Raw genomic sequence first — 1,415 nt, 5'->3', positions numbered from 1 at the left:
TAATGCTGTTCACTTAAGGATTGCATTAAGTTAAATAGCCCAAGAAAATCCGATTAAGCATTCTTAATCGGATTTTTTTATGTCTATTCAGCAGCTCTTACTCAGTATCGAAGAACTTCACTCTTTCTCCGACCACTCAACTTTCACTCAAAACATTCCTGTGGAATGGATTGAATCGGCATTAACGCTTTCTTCAAAAGCAACCATTAGACGCCGACGATTACCTGAAGACCAAGTGCTTTGGCTGGTCCTAGGTATGGCTCTTTTTCGAGATGAGTCGATTGAGGAAGTGGCTAGACGATTAAATATTTGTTCTGAAGGGCTCTCTTCTGAGCAACTGATTGCTAAAAGCGGGATATCCCAAGCAAGGCAGCGCCTTGGATCTAATCCTATGCAATGGCTTTTTCAGCGCACCGGCGAGCATTGGGCTAATGAACGATTTGCTAAGGATGATTGGCAAGGGCTACAAGTATTCGCTATCGACGGGGTTATTTTCCGTACGCCAGACACACCCGATCTACAAGCGCATTTTGGTAGTGCCAGCAATGCCACCATAAAACAAAGTGCTTATCCGCTGTTACGTTGTGTCGCGCTGATGAACACCCACTCTCATGTTATTTTAGATGCTCAAGTAGGTGATTATAGAACAGCTGAAACACCTCTGGCAGAGGCTATGTTAGATAAGATTCCTGATCGTAGCATCACACTGCTAGACCGGAACTTCTGGAGTGCCAGTCTAATGCATACCTTGATGAATGGAGGCAATGAGCGGCATTGGTTGATACCTAAACGTAGTAATGCTGTGTACGAGGTCGTCGAAGAGTACGGGGACGGAGATGCTTTATGGCGTATGACCGTCTCACCTCAAGCACGTAAAAAGAATGCTGCGTTGCCAGCATACTGGGATGTGCGAGCCGTTACTTATGAAGTTCAAGGAAAGCCTAGAACGGTACTTACTTCTCTTCCTCAGAGTGACTACACCGCTGACCAAATAGCTCTGTTGTATCAGCAACGCTGGGAGATTGAGTTAGGGTTTCGCGATATCAAATCCTCGATGCTAAATAACGCGATTACGCTACGCAGTAAGACAGTCGACTTAATCTACCAAGAAATGTGGGGGATGTTGTTGGCTTATAATGTTGTTCGTCGAGAAGCGAGTCATGCAGCGGCAGCACATGGTCAGCGCGCAAGTGAGATACGTTTTAAAATGGCCTTTACTTATATTGCTTCGAATTTAATCGTGATGGCCGCGGCTAAACCGGAATCAAAGACTGGAATGCGCCTTAAAAATCTAAGGTCGGGAATATGTAATTTGTTTTTGAAACAAAATAAAGCGAGGCCTAGTAGGCCCCGCATGGTAAAGCAATCAAAGACGAGGTATCCAGTATCTCGTAATGCTGTTTCGCTTAAGTGAA

The 1,415-nt window shown here is 44.8% G+C and carries 1 protein-coding gene; it reads left to right on the top strand.

Going from position 1 to position 1,415, the window contains the following annotated elements:
- Positions 1-79: 79 nt before the first annotated feature.
- Positions 80-1,414, top strand: a complete 1,335-nt coding sequence (locus AYW76_RS18495) for an IS4 family transposase (RefSeq protein WP_067224026.1) — start codon at positions 80-82, stop codon at positions 1,412-1,414.
- The last annotated feature ends 1 nt before the right edge of the window (position 1,415 follow it).

This window comes from Marinomonas gallaica, assembly GCF_001639745.1.
Lineage (GTDB): Bacteria > Pseudomonadota > Gammaproteobacteria > Pseudomonadales > Marinomonadaceae > Marinomonas > Marinomonas gallaica.
The sequence above is the reverse complement of the archived record's forward strand: the minus strand, read 5'-3'. Positions and strand labels throughout refer to the sequence as shown.

Excerpts from the sequence above, each read along its gene's own strand:
- AYW76_RS18495 (WP_067224026.1), top strand. The coding sequence starts at position 80 with ATGTCTATTCAGCAGCTCTTACTCAGTATCGAAGAACTTCACTCTTTC.